The organism is Bacillus sp. GW821-FHT11D08 (assembly GCF_058808515.1).
On record NZ_JBXARS010000003.1, the window covers coordinates 406266 to 423255 of the forward strand.

18 protein-coding genes are annotated in these 16990 nt (G+C 47.3%); 1 reads left to right on the forward strand and 17 read right to left on the reverse strand.

Annotation, left to right across the window (positions count from 1 at the left end):
* Window positions 1-20: 20 nt before the first annotated feature.
* The 13 genes from AC1RRX_RS08935 to sppA all read right to left on the reverse strand — a co-directional run bounded on the left by AC1RRX_RS08935 (window position 21) and on the right by sppA (window position 11122).
* Window positions 21-707 carry a metal-dependent hydrolase gene (locus AC1RRX_RS08935; protein WP_007613083.1) on the reverse strand — a complete coding sequence of 229 codons (687 nt, stop codon included), beginning with the start codon at window positions 705-707 and terminating at the stop codon, window positions 21-23.
* 60 nt (window positions 708-767) lie between these two features.
* Entirely contained in the window at window positions 768-1535 is a 768-nt protein-coding gene (locus tag AC1RRX_RS08940) for an SDR family oxidoreductase (protein ID WP_012118176.1), read from the reverse strand.
* 137 nt (window positions 1536-1672) lie between these two features.
* The gene (locus tag AC1RRX_RS08945; protein WP_007408056.1) at window positions 1673-1801 is read right to left on the reverse strand and encodes a hypothetical protein; all 129 of its coding nucleotides are present in this window, start codon (window positions 1799-1801) and stop codon (window positions 1673-1675) included.
* Window positions 1802-1874: 73 nt separating this feature from the next.
* Window positions 1875-3251 (reverse strand): argininosuccinate lyase, encoded by a 1377-nt coding sequence (argH, locus tag AC1RRX_RS08950; RefSeq protein WP_020956195.1) that lies wholly within the window; start codon window positions 3249-3251, stop codon window positions 1875-1877.
* Window positions 3248-4459 (reverse strand): argininosuccinate synthase, encoded by a 1212-nt coding sequence (locus tag AC1RRX_RS08955; protein ID WP_042635418.1) that lies wholly within the window; start codon window positions 4457-4459, stop codon window positions 3248-3250. The genes argH and AC1RRX_RS08955 overlap by 4 nt, the downstream gene beginning before the upstream one ends.
* A 152-nt stretch (window positions 4460-4611) precedes the next feature.
* On the reverse strand, window positions 4612-5124 hold the full coding sequence (locus AC1RRX_RS08960) for a MogA/MoaB family molybdenum cofactor biosynthesis protein (protein ID WP_007408054.1): 513 nt from the start codon (window positions 5122-5124) through the stop codon (window positions 4612-4614).
* A 100-nt stretch (window positions 5125-5224) separates the two neighbouring features.
* Entirely contained in the window at window positions 5225-6412 is a 1188-nt protein-coding gene (locus AC1RRX_RS08965) for an acetate kinase (protein WP_007408053.1), read from the reverse strand.
* 310 nt (window positions 6413-6722) lie between these two features.
* On the reverse strand, window positions 6723-7709 hold the full coding sequence (locus tag AC1RRX_RS08970; RefSeq protein ID WP_144464205.1) for a class I SAM-dependent methyltransferase: 987 nt from the start codon (window positions 7707-7709) through the stop codon (window positions 6723-6725).
* Between the two features lie 61 nt (window positions 7710-7770).
* Window positions 7771-8274 carry a thiol peroxidase gene (gene tpx / locus AC1RRX_RS08975; protein WP_007613091.1) on the reverse strand — a complete coding sequence of 168 codons (504 nt, stop codon included), beginning with the start codon at window positions 8272-8274 and terminating at the stop codon, window positions 7771-7773.
* Window positions 8275-8389: 115 nt separating this feature from the next.
* Complete coding sequence (gene ytfJ / locus AC1RRX_RS08980) at window positions 8390-8830, reverse strand: GerW family sporulation protein (RefSeq protein WP_003152423.1); 441 nt, start codon at window positions 8828-8830, stop codon at window positions 8390-8392.
* 12 nt (window positions 8831-8842) lie between these two features.
* Window positions 8843-9532 carry a DUF2953 domain-containing protein gene (locus tag AC1RRX_RS08985; protein ID WP_007408049.1) on the reverse strand — a complete coding sequence of 230 codons (690 nt, stop codon included), beginning with the start codon at window positions 9530-9532 and terminating at the stop codon, window positions 8843-8845.
* A gap of 77 nt (window positions 9533-9609) precedes the next feature.
* Window positions 9610-10101 carry an RDD family protein gene (locus tag AC1RRX_RS08990; protein ID WP_007408048.1) on the reverse strand — a complete coding sequence of 164 codons (492 nt, stop codon included), beginning with the start codon at window positions 10099-10101 and terminating at the stop codon, window positions 9610-9612.
* Between the two features lie 13 nt (window positions 10102-10114).
* The gene (gene sppA / locus AC1RRX_RS08995) at window positions 10115-11122 is read right to left on the reverse strand and encodes a signal peptide peptidase SppA (RefSeq protein ID WP_053103928.1); all 1008 of its coding nucleotides are present in this window, start codon (window positions 11120-11122) and stop codon (window positions 10115-10117) included.
* A 181-nt stretch (window positions 11123-11303) separates the two neighbouring features.
* Between sppA and AC1RRX_RS09000 the strand changes: the two genes are divergently transcribed.
* Complete coding sequence (locus AC1RRX_RS09000; RefSeq protein WP_017418362.1) at window positions 11304-12110, forward strand: NAD kinase; 807 nt, start codon at window positions 11304-11306, stop codon at window positions 12108-12110.
* A 16-nt stretch (window positions 12111-12126) separates the two neighbouring features.
* Here the strand turns inward: AC1RRX_RS09000 and AC1RRX_RS09005 are convergent, their stop codons facing one another.
* From AC1RRX_RS09005 to thiI, 4 genes are all read right to left on the reverse strand, one after another.
* Window positions 12127-13722, reverse strand: coding sequence for an amidohydrolase (locus tag AC1RRX_RS09005; protein ID WP_053103927.1), 1596 nt, complete (start codon window positions 13720-13722; stop codon window positions 12127-12129).
* Between the two features lie 23 nt (window positions 13723-13745).
* A complete protein-coding gene (mbcS, locus tag AC1RRX_RS09010) occupies window positions 13746-15332 on the reverse strand; it encodes an acyl-CoA synthetase MbcS (RefSeq protein ID WP_007408044.1) in 1587 nt (528 codons plus the stop codon).
* Between the two features lie 148 nt (window positions 15333-15480).
* On the reverse strand, window positions 15481-15702 hold the full coding sequence (locus tag AC1RRX_RS09015) for an alpha/beta-type small acid-soluble spore protein (RefSeq protein WP_007408043.1): 222 nt from the start codon (window positions 15700-15702) through the stop codon (window positions 15481-15483).
* Window positions 15703-15782: 80 nt separating this feature from the next.
* Complete coding sequence (gene thiI, locus AC1RRX_RS09020) at window positions 15783-16988, reverse strand: tRNA uracil 4-sulfurtransferase ThiI (RefSeq protein ID WP_007408042.1); 1206 nt, start codon at window positions 16986-16988, stop codon at window positions 15783-15785.
* Between the last annotated feature and the right edge of the window lie 2 nt (window positions 16989-16990).

Here is a 16990-nt window from a genome sequence, read left to right on the forward strand (position 1 = left end):
GAAGGTCTTTGACACATATGTCAGGCAAGCTCAATGGTCTCGCCGGCCGCCATGACTTTGCCGACGCCTCCGGGCAGACTTTCGGCGAAAGCGTCAGGGTCCTGTTCAATGACAGGAAATGTATTGTAATGAACGGGAACGACCTGTTTCGCTCTCAGCCATTCAGCCGCGAGTTTCGCATCTTCAGGGCCCATGGTGAAGTTATCACCGATCGGCAGAAACGCCAGGTCAATGTGATTCAGTTCCCCGATCAGTTTCATATCAGAGAACAGCGCCGTGTCCCCGGCGTGGAAAATCGTTTTGCCGTCAATCGTCAATAAAATCCCGGCCGGCATCCCCGTGTACGTAATGGTTTTGTTTTCTTCATCAGTGACCGCCGATCCGTGGAATGCCTGTGTCAGTTTCACTTTACCGAAATCAAATTGGCGCGCCCCTCCGATATGCATCGGGTGGACCTTTAAACCTTTAAAGCCGAGATAAACGGCCAGCTCATTCGGCGCAATAACGAGCGCATCGTTTTGTTTAGCGATCTGCTCTGTATCTCCGACATGGTCATTGTGTCCGTGAGTAAGCAGGATGACATCCGCTTTCACTTCTTCCGGTTTCAAATTTGTCAGACTGTTTCCGGTCAGAAACGGATCAAAAATAATGTTATGGGTTTTCGTTTCCACTTGAATGACAGAATGTCCGTGATAAGTCACTTTCATCGTTTTCACCTCATAAAAAATTAATATTTATCAAGTTCCCTTTTTGACAAACGAAAAAACTTACAGGGATTGATGCCTGTTAATCACATTCAGCCCGCCTGTTGCTTCAATGACCGTTCCGGTTACAAGATCGGAATCATCTTCACATAAAAAGGCGATGATTCTCGCAATGTCCTCTCCGGTTCCGGACCTGCCGATCGGCGTCTTTTCTTTGCCGATTTTCCGTCTTGCTTCCTCTATAGACGCTTCTTTCATATCTCCTACAATATCACCCGGGCAGACCATATTGGCCGTAATGCCTGATTCAGCTTCTTCAATCGCAATGGTTTTCGTTAACGAAGCCAATCCGACTTTAGCCGCTCCGAAAGCGGAACGGTGAAGCCAGCCGGGGGCATGGTCCGCTCCTTGAAAACCGTATGTAATAATCCGGCCGAACCGCTGCTGTCTCATGACCGGGATAACCGCTTTAAACAGATGGAAAACGGCGCTTAAATTCCCTTCAAGCATGTCATACCATTCGTCATCGGAGTAATCGGCAAGCTTTTTGCGCTCAAATATGTACGGCCCGGCATTGTTAATCAGTATGTCAATCCTTCCAAACCGCTGAAGGGCTGCATCGGCGATCCGCATGAGATCTTCTTTCCGGGTTACATCGCCCTTAACGAATTGCAATCTGTCATGGCACCCGGGATAATCCGCCTTCAGACAGGCGACCGCTTCTTCGTCTTGTCTGTAATTCACTGTGACAGAAAAGCCTTTTTCCAGAAGCATTTCAGTCACTTTTCGGCCCAATCCCTTTGTACCGGCAGTGATTAGAGCATGTCGCACATTGAATACCCTCCCCAGGCAACGTTGCCGCTTCAATAAAATCAAGACGTTTCTCCCTCTACTTTACTATAAACAAACGGCAATATCACTTTTTTGCACTTCGTCCGCACGAAAAAAAAGCCGTCTTTACAGACAGCTTAATTTTCTGAAGGAGCAGAGGCTTCCTCCATGCCGACATAACCGCTTTCGTATGCCTCTGAGATGAGCCTGGCCGTTTCTTCACTTTCTTTTTCATCATAGATGTAACGGTCTTGTTCTTTGCGCATTCCTTCTACCTCCCATCTTTATAGATGTAGGGTGTCTGATATGACGGGAAAATATGAAGGAAATTTCAGCAAATTAAATGCCGGCGCAGGCTTTTGCTTTTACGAGCGCCTGTTCTACCTGCTGAAAACCCGTTCCGCCGGCGCTCATTCTTTTTTCAACCGCATGATGCGGATCGAGCATGGTATAGATATCTTCTTCAAAGAGACTGCTGGCTTGAAGGAATTCTTCAAATGCCATATCACTTAAATAGATTCCTTTTTCAATGCAGCTGTACACAAGCTTGCCGACCACTTCATGCGCTTCTCTGAACGGCATGCCTTTTTTAGCTAAATAATCGGCAAGTTCCGTCGCGTTTGAAAAATCTTGTTTTGTCGCTTGTTTCATGATGTCTTTGTTTACTTTCATCGTTTCAATCATGCCCGTGAAAATCTGAAGGCTTCCTTCAACGGTTTTCACCGTGTCAAACATGCCTTCTTTATCTTCCTGCAGGTCTTTGTTGTAAGCGAGCGGGAGCCCTTTCATAATCGTGAAAAGCCCCATCATATCACCGTATACGCGTCCGGTTTTACCGCGGATCAGCTCCGCCATGTCGGGGTTTTTCTTCTGCGGCATCATGCTGCTTCCCGTCGCGTACGTATCATCCAGTTCAATGAATCTGAATTCCTGCGAGCACCATAGAATGATTTCTTCTGATAAACGCGAAAGGTGCATCATCAGCATGCTGCTGCCGCTTAAAAACTCGAGAATAAAATCTCTGTCACTGACTCCGTCAAGACTGTTCTCATAAATGGAGTCAAAACCGAGCAGCTCCGCCGAATAGTTACGGTCTATCGGAAACGTAGTTCCGGCAAGCGCCCCGCATCCGAGCGGCGATATGTTAATCCGCTTCATAGCATCCCGAAAACGCTCTTTATCCCGTTCAAGCATCCAAAAATAAGCAAGCAGATGATGGGCGAAAGAAATCGGCTGGGCCCGCTGCAAATGGGTGTACCCCGGCAGAATGGTCTCGACATTGGCCTCCGCTTTTTCGATCAGCGCTTTTTGGAACTGTTCAATCAGCACGATGATATGTGAGACATGATCTTTCAAATACAAATGCATGTCGGTCGCCACCTGGTCATTCCGGCTTCTGCCGGTATGGAGCTTGCCGCCTAGCGGTCCGATTTCTTCGATCAGCATTTTTTCAATATTCAAATGGATATCTTCATAATCAACAGAGAATTCAAGCGTTCCTTCCTCTGCTTTTTGCAGGAGGGTCTGCAGCCCCTGTCGGATGGCGCCTTCTTCTTCTTCCGTCAGAATGCCGCATTTTTTCAGCATTGCCGCATGAGCGAGAGACCCTGTAATATCCTCTTTGACTAAGTTTTGGTCGAATGTGATGGATGCGCCGAACTCATCGACCCACTTTTCCGGTGTTTTTTGAAAACGGCCTCCCCAAAGCTTCTTCATGCTTCAATCTGCTCCTTCTTTTTCACAATGCTGTTTACTTTTGTCGGCAGCCCCCAAAGCTCAATGAAACCGATTGCCGCGTGATGGTCAAAAGCATCGTCTTTTGTATATGTCGCAAGTTTTTCGTCGTAGAGTGAATATTCCGACTTACGTCCTTCTACAATGGCATGGCCTTTAAACAGCTTGACGCGCACGACGCCGGTGACGTGTTTTTGGGTTTCTTTCAAGAATGCAAGCAGCGCGTCTTTTAACGGCGAGAACCATAAACCGTTATAGATGATTTCAGACAGTTTTTGTTCAATTGCCGGTTTGAAATGGGCCACTTCTTTCACTAAAGTCAGATCCTCAAGTTCTTTGTGAGCCGTAATCAAAGTCATGGCGCCCGGGCACTCATAAACTTCACGGGACTTAATGCCGACCAGGCGGTTTTCCACATGGTCAATCCGGCCGATGCCGTGTTTTCCGGCAGTCTCGTTCAGCTTGAGAATTAAATCAGCGAGCGGGTAGGTTACGCCGTCGATTGAAACCGGAACACCGGCTTCAAATGCGATTTCGATGATTTCCGGAACGTCCGGCGTGTTTTCAAGAGATGCTGTCAGGTCATATGCCCCTTCAGGCGGCGCCGCCCACGGGTCTTCTAATATACCGCATTCATTGGCGCGTCCCCATAGGTTCTGGTCGATGGAATACGGGCTGTCAAGATTGATCGGAATCGGTATGCCGCGGTTTGCAGCATATTCAATTTCTTCTTCACGCGACCATTGCCACTCACGGACCGGAGCAATGACCTCCAGATCAGGATTTAATGATTTAATGGATACTTCGAAACGCACCTGATCGTTGCCTTTTCCCGTGCAGCCGTGCGCTACGGCCACCGCGTTTTCCTTTTCCGCGACTTCAACGAGTTTTTTCGCGATTAACGGACGGGATAATGCAGATACGAGCGGATACTTGCCTTCATACATTGTATGGGCCTGCATAGAAATGAGCGCGTACTCCCGGGCGAATTCTTCTTTCGCATCAATCACATAGGAATTTACGGCGCCTACTTCCAGCGCTTTTTGCTGAACGAATGCCAAATCCTTTCCTTCACCTACGTCTAAGCAGCAGGCAACAACATCGTATCCCTGTTCTTGCAGCCATTTTATCGCTACAGAAGTATCAAGACCTCCTGAGTATGCCAATACAACCTTTTTTTGTTCTGCCATGTTAAAAGCTCCCTTTTGTATAAAAATTAGTTTTAATTAATAAAAATGCATTTTGTATGTATACACTGTAACAAGTAAATTCTGTTTTTTCAAGCCTTTTATAAAAAAAACCCCACCCAATTTTTTGAGCGGAGCAGAGCCTTTTTATACATTTATAAATCTTTTCGGATTTCCCGGAGCACATGAGGCAGTTCAGGAATAATCAGTTTACTCATTGCAAGCTTTACGGCGCCTGAGGAGCCGGGCGTGCAGAAGACTGCGGTATTTTGGATCACACCTGCTGCCGCTCTGGACAAAATGGCGGCGGAACCGATGTCCTCCGTATAGCTCAGCATGCGGAACAGCTCGCCGAATCCCGGAAGTTCTTTTGAAAACAGCGGCGTGACCGCTTCAATTGTGACATCCCTTTCGGCAATGCCCGTCCCTCCGTTTAACAGCACCGCATCTGTATATTCATCCATACAGCCGGATAAAACGGCTTTCTGCAATTCATCTTTTTCATCTTTAACAATGTCATAAGCGACCGTTTCAAATCCCGCTTCCCTGAGGAAGTCCATCATGACGCGCCCGCTTTTGTCGGTTTCTTTCGTTCTCGTGTCGCTGACTGTAATCACCTTGCAGCGCACGGCTGACGGGGCTTCTTGTTTATGTTCATGCACACTCATTGCTTCACCTCATCGTTTATGTATTAAACATATCGTAACGTTTGATCCTGGGGCATTCAATAAAAAAGCACACCCTAAAAGGATGTGCTTTTTTTGATCATTACTGTGCAAGGCGGACAACGTCGCGTGCGATCATGACCTCTTCGTCAGTCGGAATGATCATGACTTTGACAGGAGAGTGAGGGTAGCTGATAAACGCTTCCTCGCCGCGCACGTTGTTCAGCGCAGGATCCCAATATACACCCATGAATTCTAAGCCGCGAAGCACGCGTTCTCTGACTTCAACGCTGTTTTCACCGATACCCGCAGTGAAAATAATTGCGTCAACGCCGCTCATTCTCGCAGCGTAAGAACCGATGTATTTATGGATTCTGCTTGCAAACACTTCAAGAGCCGTTTCCGCTCTTTCGTTTCCTTCTTTTGAAGCTTCTACGATATCGCGAAGGTCGCTGGAGAAACCGGATACGCCAAGCAGTCCGCTCTTTTTATTTAACGTATTTAATACTTCATCTGCCGTCTGATCCGTTTTTTCCATAATGTACGGAATCAATGCAGGGTCGATGTTTCCTGAACGTGTTCCCATCGCAACACCCGCAAGCGGTGTGAAGCCCATTGACGTATCAATGGATTTTCCGCCTTCTACCGCCGCGATACTTGCGCCGTTACCGAGGTGGCAGGAAATCAGACGCAAATCTTCAAGCGGGCGGCCGAGAAGCTCAGCTGCGCGCTGTGTCACGTATTTATGAGATGTGCCGTGGAAACCGTATTTGCGAATGCCGTATTTCTCGTAGTATTCGTACGGTAGGCTGTACAGGTAAGATTGTTCAGGCATCGTTTGGTGGAACGCCGTATCAAACACTGCAACCGCAGGCACATTCGGAAGCACTTCTTTAAAGGCTTTAATGCCGACGATGTTAGCCGGGTTGTGAAGCGGCGCTAGTTCTGAAATCTCTTCAATCTCACGGATTGTTTCATCCGTAAGCAAAACAGAATCGCTGAATTTTTCTCCGCCGTGAACCACACGGTGGCCGATTCCGTCAATTTCATTTAAATCCTTTATAATACCGAATTCAGTCAGCTTGTGAAGCAGCATCTTCACCGCAACCGCATGATCCGGAATATCTGTCACTTCTGTATTTTTTTCGCCGTTAACAGAGATTGTGAAAACGCTGTCGGCGATACCGATCCGTTCTACTAAACCTTTTGTTAGCACCTTTTCTGAAGGCATTTCGAATAACTGAAATTTTAAAGATGAGCTTCCTGCGTTAATTGCAATAATTTTAGACATAAATGACGCTCCTATCAAAATTCTTCTTCGTTTGTTCGTTCTTTTTTCCCAGACCATAATTGCAGTCCAAAAAATATCTGACTTTTCCATTTAAACATTGTCAACTCAGCATTTCAAGTCAACATCCACATTGGTACCGCTTACAATATGAAGTCGATATTTTCTGATAAATCTTATTTGTGCCAAATGGACGGCACGGTCTTACGAAATGTTATTTTCTTTCCTTAATTTGTGTTATCGTCCTGATTTCCATTCATTTTAAAAAGCAAAAGCAGTGCGGGATTTTGCATCTCACACTGCTTCTTCGCCATTATTTTTCTTTTTGAATCCATTGATCCAATTTTGCCGTCATCTCCCGCATCGCCTGCTGGTTCGCAAAGGAAGGAAGATTCGCCAAAAGCGCTTGTTTCGGCGGCTTTGCGTCTTCGCCTTTTTTCTGCAAGATTAAAATGCTCTTTGCCTGCGCTTCGTCTTTAAACATAGTAGCCGGCAGCTGAAGAAGGGCGTTGATATACACTTTTTCCGCAAAAAACCGCTTCAGTTTATCGCTTTGCGCGCTGTCAAACAGATGGTTCGGAATCATAAAAAATAAGTATCCGCCCGGTTTTGTATGTTTGACGCTCTGCTCAATAAATAAGTGGTGAGCAAAAGAGTGGCCTTCATCCGCTTTCAGCTCAAACGCTTCAGCGCCTTCGTCATTCGGATAGTAGCCGACCGGCAAATCGCAGATGACCGCATCGGCCGGTTCGATAAATAACGGCTGAAGACTGTCCTGGCAGAACAGCTCCATTTCTTTTTCCTGCAGATTCGCTTGAGCATAAGCGATCTTCAGAAGGACATCGTCGATTTCAATGCCGAAGCTTTTTGCCGCTTTGTCAGAAAGCTGGTTTGCCGCGGTCAGCAGAAGATTTCCGGTGCCGCAGGCGGGGTCCAGCAATGTCAGGCCTTTTCGGCCGCCCGCAAATTTATTCACGAGGTAACTGATGAAAATGCCGATCGTATCAGGCGTCATCTGTCTGTTCGGATGGGACTTATCTTTCAGCCCTTTTAAAATGGCGAGCTGGAACGCCTTGCGGATCCATTCATGCTCCCACTTTCTGAAGTCTGCTTTCGCGAGCAGGCTGTTAAGCTCGCCGGTTTGCTTTTCCTGAAGCGGAAGCTGGTCGGCCTTTTCAAGAAAATACATTTCTCCCGCTTCCGCAAGCCCCTCAATATAAGAAATCTGAAGGCCTTCTGCTATCACTTGGGCGGCTTCATCTAAAAGTTCATAAATCTGACCGACATGGTCGTGTTGCATGCTGTTTCCTCCTTGCCATGAAAAGAGCTCCGCGGCAGCACCCGGAGCTCTTTTTCTCTCTTTACTTGATTAACGCTTTTGCAGCTTCGATAGGCTTTTCATAATTCGGGTGGTTTGTCGCTTCGCTTACGTATTCCGCGTAAACGACTTTTCCGTCCTGATCAAGGACAAATACGGAACGTGCCAAAAGACGAAGTTCTTTGATGTGAACACCGAATGCTTCACCAAATGACATCTCTTTATGATCCGATAATGTTTCCACTTTATCAATTCCGTTCGCTCCGCACCAGCGCGCTTGTGCAAACGGAAGGTCGGCGCTGATTGTATAAACGTTCACATCACCGAGTTTTGCGGCTTCTTCGTTGAAGCGGCGTGTCTGCGCGTCACATACGCCTGTGTCAATGGAAGGAATAACGGATATGATCGTTACTTTCCCTTTCATATCTGCTAATGTCTTCTCTTCTAATCCGTTTGTCAGAACCGTGAAGTCAGGAGCTTGGTCACCCGGTTTCACTTCTTGTCCGATCAGCGTCACGGCTCCGCCTTTAAATGTAATTTCAGCCATTTTGATTCCTCCCTTTATCTATGTATAGCTCTATCATAGTCGAGTTTTATGCAAACTGCAAAGGTTATGCCGCATCGTAAAAAAAGCTAACTGCGGGCGGCAGTTAACTTTTCTGTTATAAATCGATATCCGTTCTTTTTTGGTTCCGGCCTTTTTCATTCTTTTTAAACATATGCTGGATGCGTTCAATCGTTTGAGGCGCGGAGTCTAACAGTTTATCAATCAGATGGGTGTTTTCGTCTAAATGAAGCATGCGCACGCCGTTTGTTCCGACAATCAGAAACGCAATCGGCGTAATGGATACTCCGCCGCCGCTTCCGCCGCCGAACGGGAGCTTCTGCTCTTTTCTTTCATCATCATCGGTTCTTTTTTCAGCCGGCTTTCCTCCAAACTCGCTTCCGCCCGCCGCAAATCCGAAGCCGACCTTTGAAACCGTTAAGATTACGCTGCCGTCAGGCGTTTCAACAGGATCGCCGATGATTGTATTCACGTCAATCATTTCTTTTAAATTTTCCATAGCGGTTTTCATTAAACCTTGAATGGGATGGTCTGCCATATGCGCTCCTCCTTAAACTGATGAATCATTCTTTGAAGCAACCGGAACCGGCTGTTTCTTTCGTATGATAGAAAGTCCGTTCCGCCCGTATTTGAGCAATTTGAAAGCTGCACCTATAAGATGTCCAAAACGAAAAAAGAATATACACTGCAAATGCGTCTTGGATGCAGGCACTTGAAAAGACGGAATGACTTCGCACACCGGTTTATGTATGAAACGCAGATGATCATACAGCATCGCCGTAAGTCCTCCCTTTACGGCCCACAATCCGCCGGCGGCGATTCCAGTAACGGCGGCGTCCTTTATTCCGATAACCGTCACCCATTCGAACTTCGTAACACGGACTCCCGCAAGAAATGAAGCGGCGATTTGGCGCATCTGAAAGACTTGGTGCAGAATCATTTCTATTCTGTGAATGCTCTGTTTGACATCTTCATATGTGATTTTTTTCTTCTCTTTTTTCTGACCTTTCATTTCTGATTTTGTGTCCTGTTTGACATCAATTGACGCGTCTTCGCTGTTTACTTTAATGACGGGCAGCGTTTTTTTAATACGGATCAGCCCGTATAAGGCCGAGATTTTAAACGTCAGTTTGTCGTTATCTTTATCGTGAAGATATTCGAAAGTCAGGTGGATTTTCATCCTCATGAGCAGCCAGGCCAAAATGAGAATGAGAATAACAGCTGCTGCGGCATATCCCATAAGCTTCACTTCCTTAGCAGCATTATCGCCAAAACCAAAAAAAATAAACCCGGACGTTTATTCCGGGTTTACTGCTTTTATTTGCGGTACAGCGCTTCGTGAATCACCGTTGTGTCGGCGATCAGATCATGAATGCCCTGCTTTTTGGGCGTAAACGCAATGACGATATAGAGAATCCAGATTTTATCGATATAACGCCCCACCGCTTCTCTGAAAATGACGGTGCTCCAAGTCAGCGGCTTTCCGGGCGTCAAAGAAGTGACCTTTAACCCGAAGACCATCTTGCCGAGTGTCTGATGAAACCATTTCGTCATGAACACAAAATAGGCGAGGTAGACGATCAGGGTTGTGACGGAATAAGCTGAGATTGTAAACATTCCGCTTGTTGCCGGGAGCTTCATCAGCGTGAAAATCGGTGAAACGATGAGATGGTTAAGTCCCCAGACCACCAGCCAATCAAGAAGAAACGCCCAAAACCTGATCCAAAAGCCCGCATATGCCTGCTCGGGCGCCCTCTGTTGTTCGGCTTCCTCTTCTTTGCCGTGAAAGCCTTCGTAAGTCGCGTCCATTCTTTCTTCCCCCCTACTTTGCATAGAGATACATCATCCGCGGCGAACCGGATTGCGAAATGAGTTCTTTCATATTCAGAAAATCAATTTCGCTTTTAAACATTTTCGCTGCGCTCATGGAAAAGAGCGAGCCTAATCCGAATCCTTCCTCGTATGTGATGACTGAAGCGTTTTTCATATTTTTATGGTCCTTTTTCATCGCGCTGATCGTATCGTCGTAAAAACCGAGCTCATCAACGAGGCCGTTTTTTTTCGCTTGTCTGCCGTCGTAAACACGGCCGTCGGCAATTTTTTTCACATCCGCTTTTGACATGTGCCGGCCTTTTGAAATGACATTGACAAATCCTTCATAAGAATCGTTGACCATTGTCTGCATGATCTTTCTTTCTTCCTTCGTCATGTCGCGGGTCGGGGACATGATGTCTTTATGCGCGCCGCTTTTAATGGTTTCAAACTTGATGCCGAGTTCATCGGCGAGCTTGGAATAATTGACGCTTTCCATGATGACGCCCAGTGAACCCGTGAGCGTTTCCGGTGAAGCATAGATTTTATCGGCGGCCGTTGAAATATAGTAGCCTCCCGATGCCGCCATGGAGCCCATGGATACATAAATCGGTTTCTTGGTTTCTTTCTTTAGTTCTTCCAGTTTTTTATGTATTTCCGCGCTTTCGTACACGCCTCCGCCAGGGGAATTGATTTTCAGCACAATTCCTTTGACGCTTTTGTCTTCTTTCGCACGCTCAACCTGTTTTAAAAATGATCTGTGATCATACCCGCCTGAGCTGAGCAGGCCAGCGGACCCGCCGTTATCCTCAATCGTGCCGTCCACTTCAAGCACGGCGATTTTACTGCCGGGGCTGCCCTTATCCAGCGTCACTTCCTCTGTGTCATCTGTCAGTGATGCAAAGTCAGACCCTGTATCCCCGATATTCTTCAGCACCCCGACGGTCACACTTGCAATGACTGATACGCCGAAAATGCCGAGCGCGATGACGAGCGCAATCCATCTTTTTGCATTCATTTGTTCTCCTCCTTTTCTGTCAATATTCGTACGTTCCCCCGTAAAAAAAGATTCATTTTTTTCATGAAGCGCTTTCCCTTAACGGATAAACAGGAAACATGTTACACTATTGCCACAGGTATTTTAACACAATACCTGCTGGGAGAAAAACGTAAATATGACAGCAAAGGGGAATGGGGATATGACCGATCTTCGCCGCAATGTTTATTTTTTTCACAAACAAAACAACGAAACAAAAGAACAAGTCAGCTCTTTGAAGCAGCTTGCTGAATCGCACGGTTTTACAGTTGCGGCTCAACCGGAGGATGCCGGAATTATCGCCAGCATCGGCAGCGACGGCTCATTTCTGCAAGCCGTCAGAAAAACCGGATTCCGTGATGACTGCCTGTATGTCGGCATCGCTAAAAAAGGGAAAGCCCATTTGTACTGTGATTTTCACAGCGATGAACCTGAAAAAATGGCGGCCAGCATGACCGCGGAACAGCTTGAGGTCAGAAAATACCCGCTCATTCACGTAACGGTGGACGGCAGCAATCATTTTCACTGTTTAAACGAGGTTTCCATCCGTTCAAGCATTATTAAAACGTTTGTGATGGATGTGTTAATTGATGACCTTCATTTTGAGACGTTCAGAGGAGACGGGATGATCATTTCCACCCCGACGGGCAGCACTGCCTACAATAAATCTGTTTCAGGCGCCGTTGTTGATCCTTTGATTTCCTGCATGCAGGTATCCGAACTGGCGTCGTTGAACAACAACACATACCGTACACTCGGATCTCCGTTTATTTTAAGCTCAGACCGGAAGCTGACACTGCAGGTGGTGCAAGACGGCAATGAGCATCCGATTATCGGGCTTGATAATGAAGCGCTCAGCACGCGGAATGTCAAAAAGGTTGAGATTAGACTATCCGATAAAAAAATCAAAACGGTGAAACTGAAAGACAACTCTTTCTGGGAAAAAGTAAAACGATCATTTTTATCATAAAAAAAGAGGACGGGCATCACTGCCTGTCCTCTTTTTCATATACGATACGGCCGCCGACGACGGTTTTGACAGCTTCCAATTCATGAAGCTTTTTCGGGTCCGTCCTGAACGGATCACCGCTGAGTACGGTAAAGTCGGCATCATAGCCGGGGGCGATCCGTCCGCGGCTATGTTCTTTATGGATGATGGCCGCGCTTCCCTCCGTGTAAAGCTGAATGGCTTCGTACACGGTCAGACACTCTTTTTCATAATAGGCCGGACCTTCCGGGTGCTGCTTGCTCGTACGGAGCACAGCCGATTGAATGCCCAGAAGCGGATCGGCCGGCTCAATCGGGGCATCTGAACCTCCGGCGCACAGCAGCCCTTTTGACAGCAGTGTTTTCCAGGCGAAAGCCGTTTTCATCCGCTCTTCTCCGAGCCTGTCAATCACCCACGGAAAATCACTGGCCACAAAATGCGGCTGAAGATCAAGTCCGATCGGCAGCCGGGCGGCTCTTTCAATCAATCCGTCATCTAATACTTGCGCATGAATGAGCCTATCTAGCTGTCCGGGCTTTGCCGGGTATCTTTCGATAACATCCAGCACCTTTTCAAATGCAAGGTCGCCAATCGCGTGCACGGCGATCTCCAACCCTTTCTCTCTCGCTTTATAAACAAGAGCGGCAAGGATTTCGTCATCATGCACCTGAACGCCGGAAACTGACGGATCATCATGATAAGGCTTTTTCAATAGAGCGGTTCTGCCTCCGAGCGCGCCGTCAGCAAAAATTTTCATCGCTCCGTATTCCAGATAAGGTCCGGTCGATTTATCCAGAGCGCTCCAGCTGTCGACGGCTTCGTGATGTACGAGCAGATGGGCGCGAAAAGGATAAAGGCCGCTGCCGGTTAATGACTCGTACGCGGCAACGGGAACGGACGCGTCTCCGTAGTATGCCAGATCTTCTGAATGCCCGCCTGTCAGGCCTTTTGACCAGCAGTCCGTAATCGCCGTTTGAAGCGCGCGTTTGACATAGTGAAGTGAGACGGGCGGCAGGGCCTGTGTCACAAGCTCTTGGGCTTTATCCAGCAGGAGGCCTGTCGTACCGGTGCCGTCCCGGACGATAATCCCGCCGTTTGGATCAGGTGTTTCGTTTGTAATTCCCGCCGCGCGCAATGCGGCCGAATTAACCGCCGCGGCGTGCCGGCATACCCGCTTCAGCAGGACAGGGCGGTCGGGAAAGAGCGGGTCTAGGTCATGCTTCGTGACGTAATCCGGCTGTTCAAACAGATTTTCATCCCAGCCTTCGCCGATCAGCCATTCGCCATCTTCCAATTCACGCTCTGCTTCTTTTGCGGCCCGCAGTATCGCTTCTTTTGACGTCAGCTGCGACAAATCGAGGCGAAGCTGTTTTTCCCCGTGTCCGATTAAATGCATATGACTGTCCGTAAACCCCGGGAACATGACAGCCCCATGTAAATCGATTTCCTCCGTATCAGGCGAACCGTATGTTCCTTGGAGCTCCCGGAAGCTGCCCGTCTGCCTGACGACGCCTTCTTCGGTATAAACGGCTTCAGTGACATGATTCTTGTCCAGCATTGTATAGATGGTGCCGCCGTGCCAAATCGCTTTCATCCCCGCTCACCCTTTATCCTGTATTATGCTTTTTTATCAGCCTTCAGCCGTTCTTCACGCTGTCTCAGCTCCACACGTCTGATTTTTGCGGACGCCGTTTTCGGCAAGCTTTCGACAAATTCAATTTCTCTCGGATATTTGTAAGGCGCCGTAATCGTTTTTACGTGGTTTTGCAGTTCTTTGACAAGTTCATCACTGCGCTTTTCATCGTCTTGTAAAACGACATAGGCTTTTACGATTGAACCTCTGATTTCATCCGGGCTCGCCACGACGGCACATTCTTTCACTTCCGGATGCTTCACGAGCGCGTCCTCTACTTCAAAAGGCCCGATTGTATATCCGGAGCTGACGATGATGTCATCATTGCGGCTCTCAAACCAAAAGTAGCCGTCCTCGTCTTTTTTCGCGCGGTCTCCTGTAAGAAAGTAATCTCCGCGAATCTGCTTTTTCGTTCTTTCGGGATCTTTATAATATTCCTTGAATAAGGCCGGTGTGCTCAGATGCACGGCGATATCGCCCGTTTCGCCTGTTTCGCATATTTCGCCTTTATCGTTTATAATCTCCACTTGATTTCCAGGGGTCGGTTTGCCCATGCTTCCCGGCTTAATATCCATATCCTTCAGGACGCCGACTAACAGGGTGCTCTCCGTTTGGCCGTATCCGTCTCTCACTTTAATGCCGAAATGCTTCCGGAATACGTCAATGACTTCCCGGTTTAATGGCTCACCCGCAGAAACTGCGCTGTGAAGGGCAGAAAGATCATATTTGTCCAACTCCTCCACTTTTGCCATCAGGCGGTATTCCGTCGGGGTACAGCAGAAGACATTTACTTGATGGCGCTCCAGCAGCTCTAAATACGTCTTGGCGCTGAATCTGCCGTGATAAATGACTCCTGTCGCGCCGCTTCCCAGAATTGCGAGCAGCGGGCTCCACACCCATTTCTGCCAGCCGGGCGCCGCGGTGGCCCACACTGTATCGTCTTCAGAAATATCCAGCCATGCACCGGCTGATGTTTTTAAATGGGCAAAGGCCCAGCCGTGTGTATGTACAACGCCTTTAGGCTGGCCGGTCGTGCCTGAAGTATAGGACAAAAACGCCATGTCTTCTCTTGTTGTATCAGCTGTTTGAAAACTGTCTCCATCCGCTTCAATCGTTAGGAGGTTTTTCCAGCCGGCATCATTTTCACCGATTGACAATGTCACCAGCTGTTCGGTATTCACCTCGTCAAACGCGTTTATAAATGAAGGATAAACGATAGCGCCTTTCACTTCGGCGTGTTTGATCCGGTATTCAAGGTCTTTGGCGCGCAGCATTTCCGAGCAAGGAATGACGACCATCCCCGCTTTTAAGATCGCTAAATAAACGGCATACGCTTCAAGCACTCTCGGAACCATGACAATCAGCTTATCGCCTTTTTCAAATCCGAGACCTTTCAGGCGGGCTCCGATTTTATTCGTTTCTTCCATCAATTTTTCATACGTCCAGACTTTCTTGCCGCCTGTTTGATCTTCCCAAATAAGCGCGTTCTTCTCTTTGGAACGGCTGAACTTTTCGATTTCATTTACAAGGTTATAGTTCTTTGGGGCGATTAAATCTTCTCGTTTTAACACGAACAACTCCTCACTTTCTTTCCCCATTATACATAAACATAGGCCATTACAATAAAAATATGCATAAATTGCTTCCCGCCTTCTATCTATACTCATGAAAAAAGAGCGGGGAATTCCCCGCTCTCTTAGCCATTATGTGAAGTTGTGATTAAAACTGCTGCTGGCTGCTTCCGCCCATGCTTTGCTGAGCAAAAGAGACAAGACGTTTTGTGATTTCTCCACCGACAGAACCGTTGGCGCGAGAAGTTGTTTCCGGTCCAAGGTTTACACCGAATTCAGAAGCGATTTCATACTTCATTTGGTCGATAGCTTGAGCAGCGCCTGGCACTAAAAGCTGGTTGCTGTTTCCGCTGTTTGATTGTTGTGACATGTGTATCACCTCCTTGTGAGTATAGAATGTGATAAAACACATGTCTTCATTCAAAAAAACTTTGGTAATTGTATACAGTTTTAAAACAGGCCGGCAAACTTATCGTGAGCTTCCTGCTCTGAGTAAACAGTGATGGTTTCGATGCCGGCGGCCGCCTCTGCAATCAGCGGTTCAAAATCAACGAAGCTTTCGAAGTGCTCGATTTTTTCTTTTTTCGGGCGTGTTTTCGGACTTGGCGGCGTAAAGATGGTGCAGCAGTCCTCAAACGGCTGAATGCTTGTTTCATAAGTGCCGATTTCTTTTGATTTCTCGATGATTTCTGTTTTGTCCATTCCGATTAAAGGGCGCAAAATCGGCGTTGCCGTCACCGCATTGATCGCATACATGCTTTCAAGCGTCTGGCTCGCTACCTGCCCGAGGCTTTCTCCCGTAATGATCGCGAGCGCTTTCCGTTCTTCTCTGATTCTGTCCGCGATTTGCAGCATAAGACGCCGCGTCGCCGTCATCGTATAGTTCTCCGGGATTTGTTTTTGGATGAGTTCCTGCGTCTTTGTAAACGGCACGATATGAAGTGTCATACTGCCGCCGAACTTCGCGAGGCATCCCGCGAGATCCATGACTTTCTGCTTTGCCCGTTCACTCGTATACGGCGGACTGAAGAAATGTACGGCTTCAACTGATAATCCCCGTTTCATCGCGTAAAAACCGGCGACCGGACTGTCAAAACCGCCGGAAAGCATCAGCATCGCTTTACCCGCGGAACCGACAGGAAGGCCTCCGGCGCCTTTTTCGTTGCGAATCGTCAGGAATGTCGCTTCCTCCCTGATTTCAATCCGAAGCGGAATATCGGGATGTTTCACATCGACGGTTAATCCATCCGTGTTTTTCAAAATATGGCCGCCGATTTCAGCGTTCATCGCATTCGTATCTAATTCAAACTGTTTGTAAGCCCGTTTGGTCTCGACCTTAAACGTATTCCCCGGTTTATATTCGCCTTCTATCGCGGCTAAAGCCGTTTTTTTAATGTCTTCCAGCTTGCTTTCGCATTTAATTGCGAGACTAAAGCTTTGAATGCCGAATATATTCTTTAATAAGGAACAAATTTCCTCCGGGTTTTCTCCATTAAGTGTAATTGACATCCGGTCCCGGTTTGAAAAGTATTTTACTTTTTTATAATCCTTTAATACCAGGCGGATATTCTGTTTTAATCTTTCAATAAAACTGCGTCTGTTTTTTCCTTTTGTGGATATTTCACCAAAACGGATTAAAATATGATCGTAATTCATAT

Bases quoted from the DNA above. Each gene is read 5' to 3' on its own strand.
- AC1RRX_RS08935 (WP_007613083.1), bottom strand. From the start codon at position 707: ATGAAAGTGACTTATCACGGACATTCTGTCATTCAAGTGGAAACGAAA.
- AC1RRX_RS08945 (WP_007408056.1), bottom strand. From the start codon at position 1,801: ATGCGCAAAGAACAAGACCGTTACATCTATGATGAAAAAGAAAGTGAA.
- argH (WP_020956195.1), bottom strand. From the start codon at position 3,251: ATGAAGAAGCTTTGGGGAGGCCGTTTTCAAAAAACACCGGAAAAGTGG.
- AC1RRX_RS08955 (WP_042635418.1), bottom strand. From the start codon at position 4,459: ATGGCAGAACAAAAAAAGGTTGTATTGGCATACTCAGGAGGTCTTGAT.
- AC1RRX_RS08960 (WP_007408054.1), bottom strand. From the start codon at position 5,124: ATGAGTGTGCATGAACATAAACAAGAAGCCCCGTCAGCCGTGCGCTGC.
- AC1RRX_RS08965 (WP_007408053.1), bottom strand. From the start codon at position 6,412: ATGTCTAAAATTATTGCAATTAACGCAGGAAGCTCATCTTTAAAATTT.
- AC1RRX_RS08970 (WP_144464205.1), bottom strand. From the start codon at position 7,709: ATGCAACACGACCATGTCGGTCAGATTTATGAACTTTTAGATGAAGCC.
- tpx (WP_007613091.1), bottom strand. From the start codon at position 8,274: ATGGCTGAAATTACATTTAAAGGCGGAGCCGTGACGCTGATCGGACAA.
- ytfJ (WP_003152423.1), bottom strand. From the start codon at position 8,830: ATGGCAGACCATCCCATTCAAGGTTTAATGAAAACCGCTATGGAAAAT.
- AC1RRX_RS08985 (WP_007408049.1), bottom strand. From the start codon at position 9,532: ATGGGATATGCCGCAGCAGCTGTTATTCTCATTCTCATTTTGGCCTGG.
- AC1RRX_RS08990 (WP_007408048.1), bottom strand. From the start codon at position 10,101: ATGGACGCGACTTACGAAGGCTTTCACGGCAAAGAAGAGGAAGCCGAA.
- sppA (WP_053103928.1), bottom strand. From the start codon at position 11,122: ATGAATGCAAAAAGATGGATTGCGCTCGTCATCGCGCTCGGCATTTTC.
- AC1RRX_RS09000 (WP_017418362.1), top strand. From the start codon at position 11,304: ATGACCGATCTTCGCCGCAATGTTTATTTTTTTCACAAACAAAACAAC.
- AC1RRX_RS09005 (WP_053103927.1), bottom strand. From the start codon at position 13,722: ATGAAAGCGATTTGGCACGGCGGCACCATCTATACAATGCTGGACAAG.
- AC1RRX_RS09015 (WP_007408043.1), bottom strand. From the start codon at position 15,702: ATGTCACAACAATCAAACAGCGGAAACAGCAACCAGCTTTTAGTGCCA.
- thiI (WP_007408042.1), bottom strand. From the start codon at position 16,988: ATGAATTACGATCATATTTTAATCCGTTTTGGTGAAATATCCACAAAA.